The 20098-nt window shown below is 59.8% G+C and carries 21 protein-coding genes and 1 tRNA gene; 15 read left to right on the forward strand and 7 right to left on the reverse strand.

Annotated features, from left to right (window positions below):
* The first annotated feature begins 157 nt into the window (after window positions 1-157).
* Window positions 158-234, forward strand: a tRNA-Met gene (locus ACE3SE_RS08975).
* A gap of 161 nt (window positions 235-395) precedes the next feature.
* On the forward strand, window positions 396-1385 hold the full coding sequence (locus tag ACE3SE_RS08980) for a 2-hydroxyacid dehydrogenase (protein WP_374554747.1): 990 nt from the start codon (window positions 396-398) through the stop codon (window positions 1383-1385).
* An 11-nt stretch (window positions 1386-1396) separates the two neighbouring features.
* Here the strand turns inward: ACE3SE_RS08980 and yaaA are convergent, their stop codons facing one another.
* Both yaaA and ACE3SE_RS08990 read right to left on the reverse strand, forming a co-directional pair.
* Window positions 1397-2170, reverse strand: coding sequence for a peroxide stress protein YaaA (gene yaaA / locus ACE3SE_RS08985; RefSeq protein WP_374554749.1), 774 nt, complete (start codon window positions 2168-2170; stop codon window positions 1397-1399).
* Entirely contained in the window at window positions 2164-3060 is an 897-nt protein-coding gene (locus tag ACE3SE_RS08990; protein WP_374554751.1) for a PhzF family phenazine biosynthesis protein, read from the reverse strand. The genes yaaA and ACE3SE_RS08990 overlap by 7 nt, the downstream gene beginning before the upstream one ends.
* Before the next feature lie 51 nt (window positions 3061-3111).
* Between ACE3SE_RS08990 and dtd the strand changes: the two genes are divergently transcribed.
* On the forward strand, window positions 3112-3564 hold the full coding sequence (gene dtd / locus ACE3SE_RS08995) for a D-aminoacyl-tRNA deacylase (RefSeq protein ID WP_374554753.1): 453 nt from the start codon (window positions 3112-3114) through the stop codon (window positions 3562-3564).
* Window positions 3565-3643: 79 nt separating this feature from the next.
* On the opposite strand, the gene ACE3SE_RS09000 is transcribed toward dtd, so the two are convergent.
* Complete coding sequence (locus ACE3SE_RS09000) at window positions 3644-5638, reverse strand: lytic transglycosylase (RefSeq protein ID WP_374554755.1); 1995 nt, start codon at window positions 5636-5638, stop codon at window positions 3644-3646.
* 165 nt (window positions 5639-5803) lie between these two features.
* Window positions 5804-6562 carry a hydroxyacylglutathione hydrolase gene (gene gloB / locus ACE3SE_RS09005; RefSeq protein ID WP_131355367.1) on the reverse strand — a complete coding sequence of 253 codons (759 nt, stop codon included), beginning with the start codon at window positions 6560-6562 and terminating at the stop codon, window positions 5804-5806.
* 20 nt (window positions 6563-6582) lie between these two features.
* On the opposite strand from gloB, the gene ACE3SE_RS09010 reads away from it, so the two are divergent.
* From ACE3SE_RS09010 to ACE3SE_RS09065, 12 genes are all read left to right on the forward strand, one after another.
* Window positions 6583-7347 carry a class I SAM-dependent methyltransferase gene (locus ACE3SE_RS09010; RefSeq protein ID WP_045845664.1) on the forward strand — a complete coding sequence of 255 codons (765 nt, stop codon included), beginning with the start codon at window positions 6583-6585 and terminating at the stop codon, window positions 7345-7347.
* Window positions 7348-7389: 42 nt separating this feature from the next.
* Entirely contained in the window at window positions 7390-7833 is a 444-nt protein-coding gene (gene rnhA / locus ACE3SE_RS09015; protein ID WP_045845665.1) for a ribonuclease HI, read from the forward strand.
* 59 nt (window positions 7834-7892) lie between these two features.
* The gene (gene dnaQ, locus ACE3SE_RS09020; RefSeq protein WP_045845666.1) at window positions 7893-8615 is read left to right on the forward strand and encodes a DNA polymerase III subunit epsilon; all 723 of its coding nucleotides are present in this window, start codon (window positions 7893-7895) and stop codon (window positions 8613-8615) included.
* Window positions 8612-9295, forward strand: coding sequence for a 2-C-methyl-D-erythritol 4-phosphate cytidylyltransferase (gene ispD / locus ACE3SE_RS09025; RefSeq protein ID WP_131355363.1), 684 nt, complete (start codon window positions 8612-8614; stop codon window positions 9293-9295). Before dnaQ ends, ispD begins: the two co-directional genes overlap by 4 nt.
* A 5-nt stretch (window positions 9296-9300) precedes the next feature.
* The gene (ispF, locus tag ACE3SE_RS09030; protein ID WP_374554758.1) at window positions 9301-9780 is read left to right on the forward strand and encodes a 2-C-methyl-D-erythritol 2,4-cyclodiphosphate synthase; all 480 of its coding nucleotides are present in this window, start codon (window positions 9301-9303) and stop codon (window positions 9778-9780) included.
* 84 nt (window positions 9781-9864) lie between these two features.
* Complete coding sequence (gene rpiA, locus ACE3SE_RS09035; RefSeq protein WP_045845669.1) at window positions 9865-10524, forward strand: ribose-5-phosphate isomerase RpiA; 660 nt, start codon at window positions 9865-9867, stop codon at window positions 10522-10524.
* A gap of 123 nt (window positions 10525-10647) precedes the next feature.
* The gene (phoU, locus tag ACE3SE_RS09040; RefSeq protein WP_062786160.1) at window positions 10648-11352 is read left to right on the forward strand and encodes a phosphate signaling complex protein PhoU; all 705 of its coding nucleotides are present in this window, start codon (window positions 10648-10650) and stop codon (window positions 11350-11352) included.
* 140 nt (window positions 11353-11492) lie between these two features.
* A complete protein-coding gene (ppx, locus tag ACE3SE_RS09045) occupies window positions 11493-12992 on the forward strand; it encodes an exopolyphosphatase (RefSeq protein ID WP_233160530.1) in 1500 nt (499 codons plus the stop codon).
* A gap of 3 nt (window positions 12993-12995) precedes the next feature.
* Window positions 12996-14063, forward strand: a complete 1068-nt coding sequence (corA, locus tag ACE3SE_RS09050; RefSeq protein WP_062786157.1) for a magnesium/cobalt transporter CorA — start codon at window positions 12996-12998, stop codon at window positions 14061-14063.
* 123 nt (window positions 14064-14186) lie between these two features.
* The gene (locus ACE3SE_RS09055; RefSeq protein WP_374554761.1) at window positions 14187-16535 is read left to right on the forward strand and encodes a heavy metal translocating P-type ATPase; all 2349 of its coding nucleotides are present in this window, start codon (window positions 14187-14189) and stop codon (window positions 16533-16535) included.
* Between the two features lie 16 nt (window positions 16536-16551).
* Window positions 16552-16767 carry a heavy-metal-associated domain-containing protein gene (locus ACE3SE_RS09060; protein WP_045845673.1) on the forward strand — a complete coding sequence of 72 codons (216 nt, stop codon included), beginning with the start codon at window positions 16552-16554 and terminating at the stop codon, window positions 16765-16767.
* Between the two features lie 116 nt (window positions 16768-16883).
* Window positions 16884-17648, forward strand: a complete 765-nt coding sequence (locus ACE3SE_RS09065) for a substrate-binding periplasmic protein (protein WP_374554763.1) — start codon at window positions 16884-16886, stop codon at window positions 17646-17648.
* 12 nt (window positions 17649-17660) lie between these two features.
* Here the strand turns inward: ACE3SE_RS09065 and ACE3SE_RS09070 are convergent, their stop codons facing one another.
* The 3 genes from ACE3SE_RS09070 to ACE3SE_RS09080 all read right to left on the reverse strand — a co-directional run bounded on the left by ACE3SE_RS09070 (window position 17661) and on the right by ACE3SE_RS09080 (window position 20031).
* On the reverse strand, window positions 17661-18428 hold the full coding sequence (locus ACE3SE_RS09070) for a 3',5'-cyclic-nucleotide phosphodiesterase (protein WP_374554765.1): 768 nt from the start codon (window positions 18426-18428) through the stop codon (window positions 17661-17663).
* A 194-nt stretch (window positions 18429-18622) separates the two neighbouring features.
* Complete coding sequence (locus tag ACE3SE_RS09075) at window positions 18623-19297, reverse strand: amino acid ABC transporter permease (protein ID WP_131355343.1); 675 nt, start codon at window positions 19295-19297, stop codon at window positions 18623-18625.
* The gene (locus ACE3SE_RS09080) at window positions 19294-20031 is read right to left on the reverse strand and encodes an amino acid ABC transporter permease (RefSeq protein WP_374554768.1); all 738 of its coding nucleotides are present in this window, start codon (window positions 20029-20031) and stop codon (window positions 19294-19296) included. The genes ACE3SE_RS09075 and ACE3SE_RS09080 overlap by 4 nt, the downstream gene beginning before the upstream one ends.
* Window positions 20032-20098 lie beyond the last annotated feature (67 nt).

The following is a 20098-nucleotide window of genomic DNA, read 5'->3' on the forward strand; positions in this document are numbered from 1 at the left end:
ATGTGTCATGCAAAGCGGCAAATGTTAATAAGTTTTACAAATAAGCTGGCTGTCATATTAAAAAAATTTTAAGAAACTGTTGACAGACGAATGCCTTGCTTGTACTATGCACTCCTCTTCTGAAGAAACACAGCAGAAGACAGCGACAGAACACTGACGCGGGATGGAGCAGTCTGGTAGCTCGTCGGGCTCATAACCCGAAGGTCGTAGGTTCGAATCCTGCTCCCGCAACCAAAAATAGTCCCGGCCTGATGGCCGGCACTAGTCAGGAAACCCCGATAGAACATCGTTTCTACGGGGTTTTTTGTTATTCCCGCTGCCCTGCCGTGCAGGCAGCAGTTGCTCGGGTGGACAGCTTATACTGAAAGCTCATCCATCGCCGTCAGAGAGCCAACATGCGCATTGCTGTTTTCGATACCAAAAACTACGACCGCCAAAGCCTGGATGGTGCCAATCAGCAGTTCAGTCATCAACTGAGCTACTTCGAACCACGACTCAACCGTGACACGCTGGAACTGGTGCACGATGTCGATGCGGTCTGTCCCTTTGTCAATGACCGGCTGGATGCCGAGGTGATTGCCAGTCTGGCGGCGCGTGGCGTGCGCCTGATTACCTTGCGCTGTGCCGGTTTCAATGGCGTGGATCTGGCAGCCTGCCGCCAGTACGGCATTGCCGTGACGCGCGTACCTGCCTATTCGCCCCATGCGGTGGCCGAACATGCATTTGCCTTGTTGCTGGCCGTGGTGCGGCGTATTCACAAATCCTATGTCCGGGTGCGCGAAATGGATTTCTCGCTGGACGGGCTGGTAGGTTTCGATCTGTATCGCAAGACCATCGGCGTGGTAGGTACCGGGCGCATTGGCCAGGCAACCATTTCCATTGCCAAGGGCTTTGGCATGCAGGTGTTGGCGTTTGATGTGTTCCCGCAGGCCGGGCTGGATGAAAAGCTGGGTTTTGAATATGTCACGCTGCCGCAGTTACTGGCGGAATGCGATGTGGTCAGCCTGCATCTGCCACTGACGGCAGAGACGCAGCACATGATCAATGCCAGCTCACTGGCCGGTATGAAGCCTGGTGCAGTATTGATCAATACCAGTCGCGGCGGGCTGATTGAAACAGCGGCGCTGATTTCTGCATTGAAGGATGGCCGGCTGGCTGGCGTGGGCCTTGATGTGTACGAGATGGAAGAGGGCGTGTTTTTTGAAAACCACTCGGAACTCGGCTTGCAGGATGACCAGCTGGCCCGCCTGCTGACCTTCCCCAATGTGCTGGTGACAGCACATCAGGGTTTCCTTACGCGCGAGGCGCTGGACAATATTGCCGAAACCACGCTGGCCAATGCCACGGCATTCGAGCAGGGCCGGCTGCTGGACAACAAGGTGTGAGGCGACCAGCCTCAGCCATGCTGACGGCGGAACACCCAGCGCCGGGTGTCTGACTCGCTGCTGTCAAAACGGTAACCGCCCAGATTGAAGTCCTGCAACGCTTCCGGGATGTCCACCTTGTGCAGTGCCGCCCAGCGCGCCATCAAGCCACGTGCCTGCTTGGCGTAGAAACTGATGATTTTGTACTGGCCGTTCTTGTAGTCCTGGAATACCGGCGTAATCAGCCGGCCATGCAGTTTGGCCGGTTTTACCGATTTGAAGTATTCGTCGGATGCCAGATTCACCAGCACCGGGTTGTCCGACTCGTCCAGTAGTGTGTTCAGCGCATCGGTAATGCGCTCGCCCCAGAATGCATACAGGTTGGTCCCGCGTGGATTGGGCAGTTTGGTTCCCATTTCCAGGCGGTAAGGCTGCATCAGGTCCAGCGGTCGCAACAGGCCGTACAGGCCGGACAGAATGCGCAGGTGATTTTGCAGGTAGTCCAGTTGATCTTCGTTCAGGCTGGCCGCGTCCAGTCCTTCATAGACATCCCCCAGGAAGGCCAGTACTGCCTGTTTGGCGTTGGCCGGAGTGAAGTCGGGGTGCCAGTCGTGATAGCGGCCAACATTCAGCGTGGCCAGGGCGTCGCTGATGTCCATCAGCTTGGCAATGTCTGCCGGGCTTTTCTCGCGCAGCACCTGAATCAGCTGCTGGCTGTCGGCCAGGAAGTCGGGCTGAGTATGGCGCGTGGTGTGGGGCGGTGTGGTGTAGTCCAGCGTCTTGGCCGGGGAAAGTACCATCAACATGGGGCGATGTCCTTGCAGCAGAATGGGGTGAATTGTAACGGAGCCGATGGATTAGCGTGCGGGGCCATGAGCCTGGCCTTGCCGGAAACGCGAATTGAACTGCCTATTTCAGTCGGGATCGTGGCCTGCAAGCAAGAGCGCTGGCCCATATCCTCACCTTGTACCACCTCGATATGGCCGCCATGCTCCCAGCCAATATCTCGCAGATAACCGGCCAGGGCGGCCGTGGCCGCTCCGGTGGCCGGGTCTTCATAGACGCCACCCACGGCGAAGGCATTACGGCTGTGAAAGCGTTGCTGGTCCTCTGCCCACAGCAGCAGGATGGTGGTCAGGCCGGCACGGCGCATCAAGTCGCGGCCAGCTTCCAGCGAGTAGCGCATAGAGGATAGGGTGGAACGCTCTTGTACGGCGAGCAGCAGGTGGTCGGCTCCAGCATGGATCAGGGCAGGAGGCAGCTTTGGGCAGAGCTGGTCGGCACTTAGTCCGAACAAGTCGAGTGCTTCTTGCAGTAAGGCTGACGGTGCCGCAGTACTGCGTGTCGGTGGCGATTGCAGGGCGGCACTAAGCTGTCCCGCTTGGTATTGGCCACTGACGCTGATGTTGGCCTGATTCAGTTGGAGGGGGAAATCCCCATTGCCATATTGCATCGCCAGAGCCGCTCCCAATGCAATGGTGGCATGGCCGCAAAATGGAACCTCTGCTTCTGGTGAGAAATAGCGCACTCGCCAGCCCTGGTCCTGTGGCATGGCAAATACGGTTTCGGAGAAGCCTAACCGGGCGGCAATGGTTTGCATTTCGCTGTCACTGGGCAGGCTGGGCTGGATGACTACACCGGCAGGATTGCCGCCGCTGTCGCCATCGGAAAATGCAGCAATCTTCAGAATATTCATTACAAGCTCCTACCGGGTAAAATGACATGTCGAATTCTAGGAGATGCGGGCATGCGGGTGGTTGTTCAACGGGTGAGTGAAGCGAAGGTAGCAGTGGCAGAGGAAACCTGCGGGCAGATTGCTGCCGGTTTGCTGTTGCTGGTGGGTGTGGAGGAGGTGGATACACAGCAGGATATCGACTGGCTGGTACGCAAGATCAGCCAGCTACGCATTTTCAGCGATGCTGACGGGGTGATGAACCTTTCCCTGCTGGACTGTGGTGCAGAGGCGCTGGCGGTCAGCCAGTTCACCTTGTTTGCCTCCACCCGCAAGGGCAATCGTCCGTCCTACAGCCGTGCTGCGAGGGGGGATATCTCACGTCCGCTGTTCGAACAGTTTGTGTCCAGCCTTGCGCAGGTTCTGGGTAAAGCAGTCCCGACAGGGGTGTTCGGTGCCGACATGCAGGTGAGTCTGGTGAATGACGGCCCGGTCACCATCTTGCTGGACAGCCGGAATCCGGAATGAGTGCCTGAGTGCAGTACTGGCTGAACGGAAATAAAAAAACCCGCCAAGGCGGGTTTTTTCATGGATGGTCTGCAAGGGATTACAGGCCCTGGGTCTCGATACGGACGCGTTGTCCCGGCTGCAGGCGGGTGAGCTGGTTGGCATCGTTCCAGCGCTGGATGTCGGCATGGTTCACGCCAAAGCGACGGGCAATGCTGTACACGGTGTCACCACGTTGCACCACATATTCAGCCGGAACCGCACCGGTGGCCGGTGTTGTACCACTGCTGATCTTGACCAGTGCCTCATCTTGCGCGGAGGGGGCGGGTACGGCTTCAGCCAGCATGGTGTTGCTGGCCAGCGGATTCGGTTTCACCCGGATGACCTGGCCCAGCTTGACGGTGTTGTCACTGAGGTTGTTATAGGCCTTGAGGTCGGCCACGCTCACGTTATAGCGACGCGAGATGTTGAACAGGGTATCGCCACCCACCACGGTGTGCTGGCTGGCTGCCGGGTTGACGCTGGCGAGCCGGGCTTCCAGCGGCTTGGGCGGCGGCGTATTGCCAGAAGGCAGGCTGGGGGCTTCGGCCTTGGCCAGTACCAGCGGCTTGCTGGCAGGTTTTACTGCCGGGGCCTCAGCCACATCAGTCACATTGGCCGATGCCGTGGCGACGGTATTGACTGCCGGAGTGGCGCTTGTAGTGGCAGCGCCTGCAATTGAGGTGCTCGGCGTCACGCTCTTGTCAGCTGTTGCCACAGTAATGGCCGGGCTCGTGGTTTCTGCTGCCGGACGAATGCTGGCTACCAGCGGCTGCGGTTTTGTTATTGCCGGGGTACTCAGGGCAACTGTAACAGGCTTGGCTTGCACGGCCACAGTCGTCACCGGCTGCGGTTTGGCGCTGGCAATCAGGCTGTCGCTGGCGGCAATGCTGTTGTCTGTGCCATCAAGCGGGGTGGCGCCATCGCTCTTGCCGCGCAGTGCAACCAGCAGCGGGCGGCCTGCGGTGAGATTGCGTGAACCGAGTTTGTTGACGTTTTGCAGTTCACCCGGGCTCATGCCATAGCGTTCGGCCACGCTGGCCACGTTTTCATCCGCCGTCGGGGTATAAACCTGCCAGCTGAGCAAGGGTTTGTCCCAGTGCGACAGGTTGTAATCGAACTTGTCGGCCTTGGCCAGCGGAATCAGCATCTGGCGACCGGGTTTGTGTGCATATACCGGCAGATTGAACGCCGGGTTCAGTTCCTTGAATTCGGCGACCGACATGCCTGCCATCTTGGCCGCTACTTCGATATCCATGTGGCGTCCGGTGGATACCGCAATGAAGTAGGGCTTGTTGGGGAATTTGTCCAGGCGGATGCCGTACTTATCAGGCTGGCTGAGAATGTTGCGCACCGCAATCAGCTTGGGAGCGTAATTGCGGGTTTCATTCGGCATCTTGATGTTTTCGTAGGTGGGCTCAAGGCCTGCGGCCTGGGCGCGGGCAATGGCGCGTGCCAGATTGCCTTCACCCCAGTTGTAGGCGGCCAGTGCCAGGTTCCAGTCGCCAAACTGTGCATACAGGTTTTGCAGATAGTCCAGCGCGGCGCGGGTAGCTTCCATGATGTCGCGACGGCCGTCATACCACCAGGTTTGTTCCAGGCCGTAATGGCGACCGGTTGCGGGCATGAACTGCCACAGGCCAGCCGCGCCCACCGGAGAGTTGGCGGTGGGGACAAAAGCACTTTCCACCACGGGCAGGAAAGCAATTTCGGTGGGCATGCCACGACGTTCCACTTCATTCATGATGTGGAACAGGTATTTGTGGCCGCGATCGAGAATGCGTTTGAAGTATTCGGGCTTGCTGCTGTACAGGCGTTCCTGCTTGCGGACGATGTCGGCGTTGACTTCCGGCAGCTGGAAACCTTCGCGTGCGCGCTCCCAGACATTGTCGCCGTTACGCAGCAGGCTGGAGTTCAGCAACATCATGTCCAGGCCGGCTGCCTGTGCTTCATCGACACCTACCGACTGACGGAATGCGCCTGAATCGGCATGCGCCAGCGAGGGGAGGGAAAATGCAAATGACAGCGAAAGTGCCAATGGGGTGATTCTTTTCATTGGGCCAGCCCGGAATTCTGATCTCGGCCGATGCTAAACACCACCCATGGGTGTGTCAATCGAAAAAGGCAAATCATTTCATGAGCTTTGCGCAAAATGGTCATGGAAAAGCAATCAATTCCGGCAAGCAGCCTTTTAACAAGAATGATCTACCCGGAATGAATTTCAACTGAAGGTGTTTTTCCATTCACGCAACACCGTAAACACTTCCAGTCGGGTTTCCAATGCTTTTCCGGCATGACGGCTGGCTTGCTGTCTTACCGCCGCCACCTGGCTGCGCATGAAGGGGTTGGTGGTTTTTTCCAGACCCAGTTCGGTGGGCAGGGTGGGCAGCCCCATGGCAATCTGTTTTTGATCCAGCAATTGTCGCAGCTGGATTTCGTCATTGTCCGGCTCTACGGCCAGGGCAAACTTGAGGTTGGACAAGGTGTATTCATGTGCCGGATAAAAACGGGTGGTGTCCGGCAGGGCGGCCAGCTTGTCCAGTGAGGCCAGCATCTGTGCCGGGCTGCCTTCGAACAGGCGGCCACAACCGGCACCAAACAGGGTGTCGCCACAAAACAGCTGCCCATGACCGTAATAGGCCAGGTGGTCCAGTGTATGGCCAGGCAGGGCCAGTACATCAAAGGCATATTCATGCCAGTGCACGCTGGCGCCTTCCATGACCGGCTGATTGACGCCGGCGATGCTGGCCGGGCCATATACCTGCGCCTGTGGCCAGCGTTGCAACAGTTCGGTCAGTCCGCCGCAATGATCGGCGTGATGATGGGTGATCAGGACAGCCTGCAAGGCCAGTCCGCGCTGCTCCAGATGGGCAATCAGCGGAGCGGCTTCACCGGGGTCCACTGCAAGAGCACCGGTGCCCTGTTGCAAAACCCAGATATAATTGTCGGCAAATGCCCGAACGGGGGTAACGGTAAACATGGTCGGATCGGACTCCTTCAATGATGCAAGCGTTTTCCACGTGGCTGACCACGACCGAACTGGGCCTTTACCTGCTGCAGTGTGAGCAGGCGTTTTTCGATCGGGCGGTCGCCGATATTTTCGGTTTTCATGCTGTGCAGATAGGTCTGCCCCAGGTGGACTTCCTGAGTGCCAACCGCATTCCCTGGCAATGCCGGGCAGCAGAGGGCGGGGAGGCGGCGCAAATCATCTGCCACCCTGAACAACTACCGTTTGAAACCCGCAGCCTGGACTTGCTGGTGATGCCGCATTTGCTGGATTTTACCACCGAGCCGCATCAGGTTCTGCGTGAGGTGGAACGGGTGCTGGTGCCTGAGGGCAGATTGCTGATGACCGGCTTCAATCCGGTTTCATTATGGGGAGTACGCCGGCTGATTCAGGGACGGGCGGCCATTCCGTGGCGTGGCAATTTTTTCCCGCTGATCCGTATCCGCGACTGGCTGAAGCTGCTTGACCTGGAGCCGGTGGCGGGCTGTTTCATGGCCTACGCCCCCCCCTTGTCTCAGCAGGGCTGGCTGGAGCGCTTTGGCTTCATGGAGCGCGCGGGCGACAAATGGTGGCCGCTGGCAGCTGGTGTTTACGGCATCGAAGCAGTCAAGCGCCAGCGGGGCATGCGTCTGATCACCCCGGCGTGGAAGGCCGCCAAACCGGCCAAGGGCCTGGTGGTGGCCGGCGGCAACGAACGTCACCCCTCACACCGCGAGATGCCGCCAACGGTAAGTCAGTTGCGCGATCCGCAAGAATAAACCTGCTTCGTTGCCATCAACGAAGCCAACAGAACCGAGAACATGACAAGCGAAGATTGTGTCGAAATTTACACCGATGGTGCCTGCAAGGGTAATCCTGGCCCGGGCGGATGGGGAGCCTTGTTGCGCTTCAAGGGCAAGGAGAAGGAGCTGTTTGGCGGCGAGCATGGCACCACCAACAACCGCATGGAGCTGCTGGCCGTCATCCGTGGCCTTGCCGCACTGAACCGGCCCTGTCATGTAGTGGTCTACACCGACTCGCAATATGTGCAAAAGGGCATTTCCGAGTGGATTCACGGCTGGAAGGCGCGTGGCTGGAAGACCGCCGCCAAGGAGCCGGTCAAGAACGCCGACCTGTGGCAAATGCTGGATGCCGAGCGCAATCGCCATCTGCATGTCGACTGGCGCTGGGTGAAAGGCCATGCCGGCCACGAATTCAACGAACGGGCCGACCAGCTGGCCAACCGGGGCGTTGAGTCCCTGTAAACGCATTGTCCTCTTATTGAATATGGCCGGATCCACGTGTCCGGCCTGAAAGCAGCAGCATGAGACAGATAATTCTCGATACCGAAACCACCGGCCTCGACCCGGATCAAGGCCACCGCATCATTGAGTTTGCCGGTCTGGAAATGATCAACCGCAAGCTCACCGGCCAGCATCTGCACCTGTACATTCATCCCGAGCGCGATATCGACCCGGATGCCGAGCGGGTGCATGGCATCTCGCTGGCCTCGCTGGAAGGCAAACCGCGCTTTGCCCAGGTGGCCGAGCAACTGGCCGACTTCATGCGCGGTGCCGAGCTGATCATCCACAACGCGCCGTTTGATGTGAAGTTCCTCAATGCCGAATTCGACCGCCTTGGTCTGCCGCGCATCAACAAGCTGGCCGCCCAGGTGACCGACACCCTGGCCATGGCGCGCGACCAGTTCCCCGGCAAGCGTAACAGCCTGGATGCACTGTGCGACCGCTTTGACATCGACCGTTCCAACCGTACCCTGCACGGCGCACTGATCGACTGTGAACTGCTGTCCGAGGTGTACCTGTGGATGACCCGTGGCCAGGAAAGCCTGGTGATGGACATCGACGTGGATGCCGGCAACAGCCAGGGTGGTGATATCCAGTTCGAACGCAAACCCTTGCTGGTAAAGCGGGCCAGTGAGGAAGAGCTGGCCGCGCACGCCAGTTATCTGGGCGAGCTGGACAAGGCGGTAAAAGGCAGCTGTCTGTGGCGCACACTGGAAGCACCGCCCGCCGGAGATGCCACATGAGCCGCTATCTTGCACTGGTTCCGGCCGCCGGTTCCGGCAGCCGCTTTGGCGGTCCCAGCCCCAAGCAGTATTTGCAGCTGAACAATCGCCCGCTGATGTGGCACACCTTGCAGGTATTGAGCCAGGTGGCAGCCATCAGCGAAGTGGCGGTGGTGATTTCTCCGGCAGATGAATGGTTTGATGATTTTGACTGGGATCTGCCCAAACTGCGGGTATACCGCGTTGGCGGCGCCAGCCGGGCCGAAAGCGTGCGCAATGGCCTGCAAGCCATGTCGGCAGATGCGCAAGACTGGGTGCTGGTGCACGATGCCGCCCGCTGTTGCCTGTCGGTGACGGCGGTGGAACGGCTGATTGCCACCCTGGCCGACGACCCGGTGGGCGGCATTCTGGCGCTCCCGGTGGCCGATACCGTCAAACGGGCAGATGCCGAAGAACGCATCAGCGCCACGGTGCCGCGTCAGGGCCTGTGGCTGGCGCAAACGCCACAGATGTTCCGTGCCGGCTTGCTCGGTAGTGCCTTGCAGGCTGCTGAAGCCGCTGATGTCACTGACGAAGCCTCGGCCATCGAGCACTACGGCCACAAGCCCCGCCTGGTGGATGGGGATGCCCAGAACTTCAAGGTGACTTACCCGCGCGACCTGGCATTGGCCCGGGCGATTCTGGCTTCACGAAAGGACTGAACCCCATGTTCCGAGTCGGACAAGGTTACGATGTACACCAACTGGTGGAAGGCCGCCCGCTGATTCTGGGTGGCGTCACCATTCCGCATACACACGGCCTGCTGGGCCATTCCGATGCCGACGCGCTGTTGCACGCCATCACCGATGCGCTGCTGGGCGCTGCCGCCCTCGGCGATATCGGCCGCCACTTCCCGGATACCGACGAGCGGTTCAAAGGGGCTGACAGCCGCGTGCTGCTGCGCGAAGCAGTGGCACGCGTGCGTGCTGCGGGCTGGCAGGTGGTGAATGTGGATGCCACCCTGATTGCCCAGCGTCCCAAGCTCGCGCCCCATATCGACGCCATGTGCGCGACGATTGCCGCCGACCTGGGCATTGCCGTGAACGCGGTCAATGTGAAGGGCAAGACCAACGAAAAACTGGGCTATCTGGGCCGTGCCGAGGCGATCGAAGCCCAGGCCATCTGCCTGCTGATGCCGCAGCAATGAGCCTGCTCGCACCGACAGATGGCTGTCGTTGTGGGATAATCGGCGCCGGACATGCAATCGAACTCACCTGATGGAGCAAATACTATGCTGACCCAAGACCAACTCAAGCTGGCCGTTGCCCGTAAAGCGCTGGAATTCGTGCCGGAAGACTGCATTATCGGCGTGGGCACCGGTAGTACCGTCAATCTGTTCATCCAGGAACTGGCTACCATCAAGGGCCGACTCAAAGGCGCTGTTTCCAGTTCTGAGGCATCCACCGCCCGTCTGAAGGCCCTGCACATTCCGGTGTTCGAACTCAACGATGTGGAAAAGCTCGAGGTGTATATCGACGGTGCCGATGAAATCAACCATCACCTGCACATGATCAAGGGTGGCGGCGCCGCCCTGACCCGTGAAAAGATCGTGGCCAGCGTCGCCGAACAGTTTGTCTGCATTGCAGATGAAACCAAGTATGTCACCAAGCTGGGTACCTTCCCGCTGCCGATCGAAGTCATCCCGATGGCGCGCAGCTCGGTTGCCCGTCAGCTGGTGGCGCTGGGTGGCCACCCGGAACTGCGCCAGGGCGTGGTGACCGATAACGGCAACCTGATCCTGGATGTGCATGGCCTCACCATCAACACCCCGGTGGAGCTGGAAGAAACCATCAATCACATTGCCGGCGTGGTGACTTGCGGCCTGTTTGCCCGTCGCCGTGCCGACGTGCTGGTGCTGGGCCGTCAGGATGGCGTGGAAGTCATCCGCTAAGCTTTTATCCCTGTCAACGGGCCTGGTTGCACGGGCCCGTTCCGATTAAATGTCATCAGCCTGTCATCTGGCTGGCTTACTATTACCCTTTACCCGAATTCCGGATTCGTTCAAGAGGCAGACATGGCAGAACACATCTCCAAGCAGTTCGACATGGAACTGGAAACCATCCGTACCCGCGTGCTGCAAATGGGTGGCCTGGTGGAACAGCAGATTCTCTCTGCCATCGATGCGCTCATGTCCGGAGATATCGCCAAGTTCGACAAGGTGATTACCGAAGATGCACTGGTCAACTCCATGGAAGTCACCATTGATGACGACTGCCAGCACATCATTGCCCGTCGCCAGCCGGCGGCCAGTGACCTGCGCATCATCATCACCGTGATCAAGACCATCACCGACCTGGAACGCATCGGCGACGAAGCCCAGAAAATTGCCCGCATGGGCAAGACCATCTATCAGTCCGAGCGCTACCAGATGCCGCGCTTTCGCGAAATCCGCAAGATGGCGGAAGTGGCCTTGGGCATGCTGCGCCGCGCGCTGGATGCCTTTGCCCGGCTGGATGCCACGGCTGCGCTGGAGCTGGCCGAAGAAGACATGCGGCTGGATGACGACTTTGCTGCCGAACTGCGCCAGCTGATTACTTTCATGATGGAAGACCCGCGCACCATCAGCATGTCCATTGATACCCTGTTCATTTCCAAGGCCATTGAACGTATTGGCGATCATGCCAAGAACATCTCCGAATACGTGGTTTATCTGGTGAAGGGCAAGGACATCCGCCATACCTCGCTGGAAACCATCAAGCGGGAAACACTGGGCGGCTGATCAAGCGCAATGACGTAACGGTATAAATGGCGGTAACATCCTCGGTGTTACTGCCATTTTTTATTGAATAATCGATGACGGAGTCAGGTGCCATCCTTGCCATTGGCCCGGACTTCGCAGCAAACCCTCATGCAAAAGGCTTGCCTTTGACCTCCACCCTGCCTACTCCGGATGTGCTGGCGACTGTTGACCTGGGGTCCAACACCTTCCGCCTGCAAGTCTCCCGTGTCGTTGAAGATCAGCTTTATCCGCTGGATGCGATGAAAGAAACCGTTCGTCTGGGTGCCGGCCTGACTGCGGACAAATACCTGGACGAAGTCACGCAAGAGAAAGCGCTGGCCTGCATGGCACGCTTTGGTGAACGTCTGCGGGGTTTCAATCCCCGCCAGGTGCGCATTGTGGGCACCAATACACTGCGCGTGGCGAAGAACTCAGCCGAATTCATCCAGCGTGCCGAAGCATTGCTGGGCTTTCCGATTGAAATCATTGCCGGGCGGGAAGAAGCGCGGCTGGTGTATATCGGTGCTGCACATTCGCTGCCTGCCACCAAGGAGAAGCGCCTGGTGGTGGATATTGGCGGCGGCTCCACCGAATTTGTCATCGGCAGCCAGTTCAAGGCCCATGTGACCGAAAGCCTGCCGCTGGGTTGTGTCAGTTACAGCCTGCGCTATTTTGCCGATGGCAAGCTCAGCCGCAGCAACTTTGCCGATGCCACGCTGGCAGCGCGTAACGAGATCCAGCGAATCACTGCCGAATATCGTCCCGAGGAATGGCAGCTGGCCGTCGGCACTTCCGGCACCGCCCGCTCCTTGCGCGATATCCTGGAAATCAATGATTGGTCTGCGTCCGACATCACGCTGGATGGCATGCTCAAGCTGCGTGCCGAGCTGATCCGGCGGGAAAACCTGAAAAATGTCAGCCTCAACGGCCTGAAGGCAGACCGGCTGCCGGTATTGCCTGGTGGCCTTGCCATCATGATTGCCATTTTCGAAGAACTTGGCGTCAACAAGATGATCGTGGCGGAAGGCGCGCTGCGCGACGGGGTGTTGTACGACCTGCTGGGGCGCCAGCGCGAAAAGGACATGCGCGAGAGCACGGTGCAGCTGTTCAAGCGGCGCTATCACGTGGATGTGGCGCAAAGCGAGCGCGTGCAGGCACTGGCCGAGCGCCTGTACCGCATGGTGGCCGGCGAGGACCTGGACCAGGACATGCTCAAGCGGCTGATCTGGGCGGCGCGGCTGCATGAAATCGGCCTCACCATCGCTCATACGGCCTATCACAAGCACTCGGCCTATATTCTGCAAAACGCCGACATGCCGGGTTTCTCCAAGCGTGAGCAGGCCATGCTGGCCACCATCGTGCTGGGGCATCGTGGCGATATGGGCAAGATGCTGCAAGTGGTTAACGATCCGGCCTTGTGGCAAGCGGTGGTAGCCCTGCGTCTGGCTGTCCTGTTCTATCGCAGCCGCAATACCATTGTTTTACCTGCCGAGCTGGACCTGAAACCGGATGCCAAAGGGTTTGTTCTGACCGTCAGCCAGAACTGGCTGAAAGACAATCCACTGACCACCAGTGCCTTCCGTCAGGAAGTGTCGCAGTGGAAAAATGTCGGTTTTGAACTCGACATCAGTCAACGCTGAACCATGCGCCATGCTCAGGTAAAACAACGGGTGCCCACCTTGGGGGAAGCACCCGGCACGCTGCTGCCGGTGGGCGAGCAGAAAGTGGCCAGCAGCAGCATCACCTTGCTGGAATACGGCCCGCAGCAACTGCACGAAACCCGCTTCGAGACCGTGGCCGACGGTCTGTCCTATCAGCCCAGCCAGCCCGTGCTGTGGCTGAATGTGTACGGCCTGCACGACCCGGCCGTCATGCAGGCCATCGGCGATCGCTTCGGACTGCACCCGCTGGTGCAGGAAGACATTCTCAATAATCGTCAGCGTCCCAAGCTGGAGGACTACGGCGATTATCTGTTCATCGCCACCCGTGTTTTTGATTTCCCGCCACATGGTGGTCGCCTGGGCTACAACCAGATGTATCTGGTGATTGGCAAAGACTTTGTCCTGTCGTTTCAGGAAAAGCCCACCGGGGTGTTCGAGCCGGTGCGCGAACGCTTGCGTGGCGGGCGCGCGGCCTTGCGCAACAAGGGGGCGGACTACCTGGCTTACGGCCTGATTGACGCCATCATCGATGACTATTTCGGCGTGCTCAGCCAGTTTACCGAGCATGTCGAGCGCACCGACCAGATGCTGCTGCACGGGCGCGAACAAGGCGTGCTGCACAAGGTGCAGCGCCTGAAGCACGATTGCCTCAAGCTGCGCCGTTCCATCCTGCCCTTGCGCGAAATCCTGCTGAACCTGATGCGCGGGGAGCACCAGTTGATCCAGCCGGATACCCAGGTGTATCTGCGCGATGCCTACGACCACACCATGCATGTGGTGGAGTCGCTGGAAATGTCGCGCGAAATGGTGGCGGACATGCTGGACTTGTACCTTTCCACCCAGTCGCACCGGCTGAACCTGCAAATGCGGGTGCTGACCGTATTCAGCATGATCTTCATGCCGCTCACCCTGATTGCCGGTATTTACGGCATGAACTTTGAAAACATGCCGGAGTTGCACTGGCACTATGGCTATTTTGGAGTGTTGGGTTTGATGGCGGCGATTGCCATCGGGCTGATCTGGCTGTTTTCACGGCGCAACTGGATCTGAATCCGGACTTCCCGACACACACCGCAGCGGCCCAGGCCCTGCGGTTTTTTATTACTTCACTTGCAGAAACGCATGGTGCAAATATACCCCTTGGGGGTATATACTGCTGGCAAGGAGTCCATCATGAGCGAGATTACCGTTACCCTGCCCATCGCCGGCATGCATTGCGCCGCCTGCGCGGCACGGCTGGAAAAAGTACTGGGCAAGCTGGAAGGCGTCAGTGCCAGCGTCAACTTTGCCAGCGAGCAGGCACAAGTGCGTTATCAGGGTGGGCAAGACCAGCTGCAGCAAATACAGGCGGCCATCAGCAAGGCCGGTTTCTCGGTGCCGCAACAGCAATTGCAGCTGGATATCCACGGCATGACTTGTGCTGCCTGCGCGGTACGGCTGGAAAAAGTGCTGAACAAGCTGCCCGGCATGACGGCACAGGTCAATTTCGCCACCAGTACCGCCAGCATGCAGTTTCCCACCGGCATGCTGGCCCTGGCCGATGCACAGGAGGCGGTACGCAAGGCCGGTTTCACCGCCACGCCACAGGCAGATGCCGCAGACAGTACCAGCCCGGAACAGACAGCCGCTCAGGATGGCAAGGAGCTGGCCTGGTTTGCCGCATCCTTGCTGCTCACCCTGCCATTCCTGTTCGACATGCTGGCCATGATGTTCGGCTGGCATGGCTTGATGCTGTCACGCGGCTGGCAACTGGCGCTGGCCACTCCGGTGCAGTTCATTGTCGGCTGGCGCTTTTATCGTGGTGCCTGGCATGCCTTGCGCAGTGGCGGTGCCAATATGGATGTGCTGGTGGCGCTGGGTACCAGCATGGCCTGGCTGCTCTCCACCGTGGTGACCCTGTCTGGGGCATCACAACAGCATGTGTATTTTGAAGCCAGCGCCGCTGTCATCACCCTGGTATTGCTAGGCAAGCTGCTGGAAGCCCGTGCGCGTGGCAAGACTTCGGCCGCCATCGCCAGCCTGGTGCGGCTGGCACCGCGTCAGGCGCGTATCGAGCGGGATGGCCAGCTACAGGACATCGCGGTTGAACAGTTGCAAGTGGGCGACGTGGTGGTGGTACGCCACGGCGAAAGCCTGCCGGTGGATGGCGTGGTGCTGGAAGGCGAGGCCACCGTGGATGAAAGCATGCTGACCGGTGAGAGCATGCCTGTCAGCAAGGGCCGTGGTGACAAGGTGTTTGCCGCCACGCGCAACCAGCAAGGCATGCTCAAGGTACGCGCCAGCAGTGTGGGCCGTCATACCCAGCTGGCGGAAATCATCCGCCTGGTGGGGCTGGCACAGGGGTCGAAAGCACCCATCCAGCGACTGGCAGACCAGATCGCCGGCATCTTCGTGCCGGTGGTGGTGGGCATTGCCCTGCTCACCTTGCTGGGCAATGGCTGGTGGCTGGGCGACTGGAGCCAGGCCATGATCCGCGCGGTGGCCGTACTGGTGATTGCCTGCCCCTGCGCGCTGGGGCTGGCGACCCCGACGGCCATCATGATGGGGGTGGGCAAGGGCGCCGCCCGCGGCGTGTTGTTTCGAAATGCAACGGCCCTGGAAACCGCAGGCCGCATCGATACCTTGCTGGTGGACAAGACTGGCACCCTGACCCGCGGCAAGCCCGAACTCACCACCATCTGGGCTGCTGATGGTGATGAAAACCGCGTCTTGCAACTGGCGGCCAGTGTGGAGAGCGGGTCGGAACATCCACTCGCGCACGCCATCCTGCAACAGGCTGCACAGCGTGGCCTGGCCTTGCTGCCCTTGGCGGCTTTTCAGGTCGAGGTTGGCCAGGGAGTGATGGCCAGCATCGAAGGACATGGCCACCTGCGGGTAGGGCGGCCGGACTGGGCCTGCAATACTGCCTTGCCTGCGGGCTGGCCGCTGGCCGGTCAAAGCATGATTGCCGTGGCAAACGATGACGGCTTGCTGGGCTTGCTGGCCATTGCCGATACCCTGCGCCCGGAAGCCGGACCAGCGGTGAAAGCCTTGCAGCAAAAAGGGGTGCAGGTCATCATGCTGACCGGCGACAACCCGTCAACGGCAGCGGCCATTGCTGCGCAGGCTGGTATTGCCGATTACCGCGCGGGTTTGCGGCCGCAAGACAAGGCCACGGTGGTGCGCGAGCTGCAGCAGCAGGGCCGCAAGGTGGCCATGCTGGGCGATGGTGTCAACGATGCCCCGGCGCTGGCGGCGGCTGATGTCAGTTTTGCCATGGGTGCGGGTTCGGATGTGGCCATCGAAACTGCCGACATCACTCTGATGCAGGGCGATGTCACCCAGGTGGCAGCTGCCATCCGCTTGTCGCGCAGCACGCTGGCAAAAATCCGGCAAAACCTGTTTTTTGCCTTTTTCTACAATGTTATGGGCATTCCGCTGGCGGCGCTGGGTTTGTTGAACCCGGTAGTGGCCGGCGCAGCCATGGCCCTGAGTTCGGTGTCGGTGGTCAGCAATTCGCTATTGCTGCGCCGCTGGAAATAAACGGAAAGGAAGCAGCATGAGTGAATTGAAACTGAAAATCGAAGGCATGACCTGCGGCGGCTGCGCCAACAGCATCAGCAAGGTGCTGTCTACCATGGCCGGAGTCAGCAGCGCGGAAGTCAGCCTGCAGGACAAGCAGGCCAGCATTGTTTACGACGCCGCGACGGTGTCGCCGGAAGAATTGGCCGCCGCGGTGGAAGATGCCGGTTTTGATGTGGTGGCCGCCGAGTAAGGGAATAAATACCCCAAGTCCGTAGAAACACTTATACTCCTGTCATTACAGATGCCGGTCCCGGGGCCGGCATCATTCATAGACACAGCAACGGCGCAAAGCCGTGACATGAAACGATGATGGGTATCTGGATCCGTAAGCTGACGGTCTTCTGCCTGCTGGCGCTGGCTGGTCATGCAGCACAAGGTGCGCCTCTGTCAGTGCTGGCAGAGGAAAACTTGCCGTTTTCCTATCGGCAAGGGGGCACGATACAGGGCTACTGCACGGCAGTGGTACGCAATGCGCTGGAGGCTGCGCATCTGCCCTACCAGATGGATATCCAGCCCTGGGCTCGCATCTATACCACCACACTGGCCAAGCCCGGCACGCTGATGTATCCGGTGGCCAGAACGGCAGAGCGGGAAGACAAGTTCCATTGGATCGGCCCGCTGGTTGCCAACCGCATTGCCCTGTTCCGCAAGAAAGGGCGTCGCGATGTGGTGGTGCACAGTCTGGATGATGCCCGGCGTTACCGTATCGGTGTGGTGAACATGGATTTCCGCGAGGAATACCTGCGGCGCAAGGGCTTTGGGGAAGCTGGCAGCCAGCCCTTGGTGGTGGTGAACTCCAGTGAGCTGCTGCTACCCATGCTGCAAGCCGGCCGCATCGACCTGATTCCACTTGGCCTGGCCAAATGCGCGCCGCACGGGCTGGATTGCAATGCCATGGAGCCGGTTTATGTGCTGAGCGAGCTGGAGTCCGCGCTCTACATGGTATTCAGCCGCGATACCAGCGACGCGCTGGTGCAGCAGGTGCGCGAGGGCTTTGAACAAGCCCGGCGCAATGGCAGCGTGGCGCGCACCATGGCACCACTGAACCGCATTTATGGCCGTGGCGAATGACACGGCATGGCGCTACAGTTCGATGCTGATGCTCTGATCCAGCGGATGCAGGTGCAATAGCGAAGGCAGCTCCTTGCGCACCTGTTCCAGCAGCTGCGCACGCTGCGCATGGTCGGTATGGGTCAGCCAGACATGGACATTGGGCGGCAGGATTTCCAGCATCGGAACCAGCAGGGCCGGGGACATATGGCCTGCCGCCAGGGCATTGGCGGATTTCTCGTTCAGAAAACTCAGTTCGCAAATCACGTCGGTCAGCGACGGTACATGGCTGATCCAGTGCCAGAAGGCGAGACAAGGCCCGGAGTCTCCGGTGAAGGCCAGCGCACGCCATGGGCCTTCCAGCAGCCAGCCCAGTGCCGGTACGCTGTGCTCGGCAGGCAGGGCGGTGGCAATGCCGTCGGGCAAGGTGACGGCATCGCCCACTTCCAGCGGGTGCAGTCGCAGCCAGGGCACATTGCCCGGTGCCGCCCGGGTGTAGTCCGGCCAGTCTGTGCTGTTGAACATCTGCTGCTTCAGCGCGCTGATGGTTTCCTGCTGGGTATAGACATCCACTCCGCGGCCACCGTGGGTGATATGTGCGTCGGCCAGCAAGGGCAGACCGCAGCAATGATCCAGATGACTGTGCGTTAGCAGCACGGTATCAATCTGCAACATGGCGGCGGTATCCAGCTCGCTGATGCCGCTGCCGCAATCGAGCAGGCAGTTATCGTCCACCTTGAAACAGGTGGTACGCGCTGCCTGATCGTTGCCGGATGATGAACCCAGAACCTTGACGTGCATGTGCATCCCCTTGCGTGAAGCGCTGCATGAAGCCCTTAGCAGTGTAGCTGATGCCATGACATTGCGCCGCTGTCATGCTCCGGGTTGCGCTTGCCGTGCTATCCGCTACCTGCATTGTCGGGGGCGGATGTTGATGCAGGATTGTAGGTGGATCACTGTCGGGCGGGTGCAGGCTGAGGGTAAATCCTTGCAAATCAGCGGCTATTGCCCGCCAGTCGTCGCCCACTCCATTCCAGGCCGGAACACAGCAGCAGATAGGCAATGGCTACAATGCCGAATACCTGCAAGGGGTAAACCTGCTCGCGATTGTTGATCTGGGTGGCGACAAAAGTGAACTCCGCCACACCCACCACATAAGCCAGCGAGCTGTCCTTGAGCAGGGTGATCCACTGGTTGATGAAGGACGGCAGCATGTGGCGCAGGGCCGGAGGCAGGATGACGTAGCGCAGCGTTTGCCAGCGCGTCATGCCCAGGGCCGCGCCAGCCATCCACTGGCCCTTGCCGATAGCTGCGATGCCTGCCTGAACCGACTGGCTCAGATAAGCTGCGTTGATCAGCGCCAGCGCGGCAATCACCGTCAGCACACCGGGGATGTCGATGCCGAACAGAATGGGCAGCAGGAAGTAACACCAGAAAATCAGCATCAGCACCGGGATGGCACGCAGCACCTGCACCAGCAGGGTCAGGCTGCGCTTGAGGCGCGGACTGCCCATGGTGAGGGCAATGCCGCCGGCCAGCCCGCCCAGGGTGGCCAGCACGCCAGCGGCCAGGCTGATGCCGACGGTAAGCAGCAGCCCGCCCGGCTGCCCCTGTGCCAGATTGCCCCACAGCAGATAGTCCAGATTGTCTTGCAACAGGGTCAGCATCATGCGTCAGGTGCTCCGTTGGCTTGGCGGCTGCCTGCCAGCTGGGTGCCGATCACCAGCAGCAGGTATAGCAGGGTGGCGACGGCAAAGCCCTGAAAGGCCAGCAGGGTTTCGCTTTCCACCTGGCGCGAGGTATAGGACAGTTCGGCCACGCCAATGGCCATGGTCAGCGAAGTATTCTTGATCACGGCCGTGTACTGCCCCAGCAGCGGCTGGCGGATGACCCGCAAGGCTTGCGGCAGCACGATGAAACGGAAAATCTGCCATTCATTCATGCCCAGCGCCCGTGCCGCCAGCTTTTGCCCGCGTGCCACGGTATTCAGCCCGGCGGCCAGTTCGGCACTGATGAAGCTGGCCGAATACAACGTTAGTGCCAGCCAGGCGGCCAGCCATTCAAAGGACGGCCAGCCCAGGCTGAAGCCCAGCGGCAATGTCCATTGATGCGGGGTGTTCAGCCATTGCATGGCAGCATCCGGCAGCAAGCCACCGGCACCGAAATACCATAGCAACACCTGTACCAGCAGCGGCGTATTGCGATGCAGGCTGCAAAACAGTCGGGCCGGCCAGTGCAGCGCCCGCAGCGGGCTATCCTGTGCTGCGCACAGCAAGATGCCCAGCAAGGTGGCCGCCAGGCTGACACACAGTGCCAGTGCGGCAGTCATGGCTGCGCCATGCAGCAGCCAGCCCAGATAATGCGGCGCCAGCCAGCCCTGTCCCAGCCAGGAAGGCGGTGTCATCGGCTTCTTCTTTCAACAAGTGGAGTTTGACAATGCAGAAAACCGGCCTGTGCGGATGAGGCGCAGG

This window comes from Aquitalea pelogenes, assembly GCF_041914625.1.
GTDB classification, from domain to species: Bacteria; Pseudomonadota; Gammaproteobacteria; order Burkholderiales; family Chromobacteriaceae; genus Aquitalea; species Aquitalea pelogenes.

What these genes read in the sequence shown, in the direction of transcription:
- ACE3SE_RS08980 (WP_374554747.1), top strand. Translation starts at nt 396, where the DNA reads ATGCGCATTGCTGTTTTCGATACCAAAAACTACGACCGCCAAAGCCTG.
- yaaA (WP_374554749.1), bottom strand. Translation starts at nt 2,170, where the DNA reads ATGTTGATGGTACTTTCCCCGGCCAAGACGCTGGACTACACCACACCG.
- ACE3SE_RS08990 (WP_374554751.1), bottom strand. Translation starts at nt 3,060, where the DNA reads ATGAATATTCTGAAGATTGCTGCATTTTCCGATGGCGACAGCGGCGGC.
- dtd (WP_374554753.1), top strand. Translation starts at nt 3,112, where the DNA reads ATGCGGGTGGTTGTTCAACGGGTGAGTGAAGCGAAGGTAGCAGTGGCA.
- ACE3SE_RS09000 (WP_374554755.1), bottom strand. Translation starts at nt 5,638, where the DNA reads ATGAAAAGAATCACCCCATTGGCACTTTCGCTGTCATTTGCATTTTCC.
- gloB (WP_131355367.1), bottom strand. Translation starts at nt 6,562, where the DNA reads ATGTTTACCGTTACCCCCGTTCGGGCATTTGCCGACAATTATATCTGG.
- ACE3SE_RS09010 (WP_045845664.1), top strand. Translation starts at nt 6,583, where the DNA reads ATGATGCAAGCGTTTTCCACGTGGCTGACCACGACCGAACTGGGCCTT.
- rnhA (WP_045845665.1), top strand. Translation starts at nt 7,390, where the DNA reads ATGACAAGCGAAGATTGTGTCGAAATTTACACCGATGGTGCCTGCAAG.
- dnaQ (WP_045845666.1), top strand. Translation starts at nt 7,893, where the DNA reads ATGAGACAGATAATTCTCGATACCGAAACCACCGGCCTCGACCCGGAT.
- ispD (WP_131355363.1), top strand. Translation starts at nt 8,612, where the DNA reads ATGAGCCGCTATCTTGCACTGGTTCCGGCCGCCGGTTCCGGCAGCCGC.
- ispF (WP_374554758.1), top strand. Translation starts at nt 9,301, where the DNA reads ATGTTCCGAGTCGGACAAGGTTACGATGTACACCAACTGGTGGAAGGC.
- rpiA (WP_045845669.1), top strand. Translation starts at nt 9,865, where the DNA reads ATGCTGACCCAAGACCAACTCAAGCTGGCCGTTGCCCGTAAAGCGCTG.
- phoU (WP_062786160.1), top strand. Translation starts at nt 10,648, where the DNA reads ATGGCAGAACACATCTCCAAGCAGTTCGACATGGAACTGGAAACCATC.
- corA (WP_062786157.1), top strand. Translation starts at nt 12,996, where the DNA reads ATGCGCCATGCTCAGGTAAAACAACGGGTGCCCACCTTGGGGGAAGCA.
- ACE3SE_RS09055 (WP_374554761.1), top strand. Translation starts at nt 14,187, where the DNA reads ATGAGCGAGATTACCGTTACCCTGCCCATCGCCGGCATGCATTGCGCC.
- ACE3SE_RS09060 (WP_045845673.1), top strand. Translation starts at nt 16,552, where the DNA reads ATGAGTGAATTGAAACTGAAAATCGAAGGCATGACCTGCGGCGGCTGC.
- ACE3SE_RS09065 (WP_374554763.1), top strand. Translation starts at nt 16,884, where the DNA reads ATGATGGGTATCTGGATCCGTAAGCTGACGGTCTTCTGCCTGCTGGCG.
- ACE3SE_RS09070 (WP_374554765.1), bottom strand. Translation starts at nt 18,428, where the DNA reads ATGCACGTCAAGGTTCTGGGTTCATCATCCGGCAACGATCAGGCAGCG.
- ACE3SE_RS09075 (WP_131355343.1), bottom strand. Translation starts at nt 19,297, where the DNA reads ATGATGCTGACCCTGTTGCAAGACAATCTGGACTATCTGCTGTGGGGC.
- ACE3SE_RS09080 (WP_374554768.1), bottom strand. Translation starts at nt 20,031, where the DNA reads ATGACACCGCCTTCCTGGCTGGGACAGGGCTGGCTGGCGCCGCATTAT.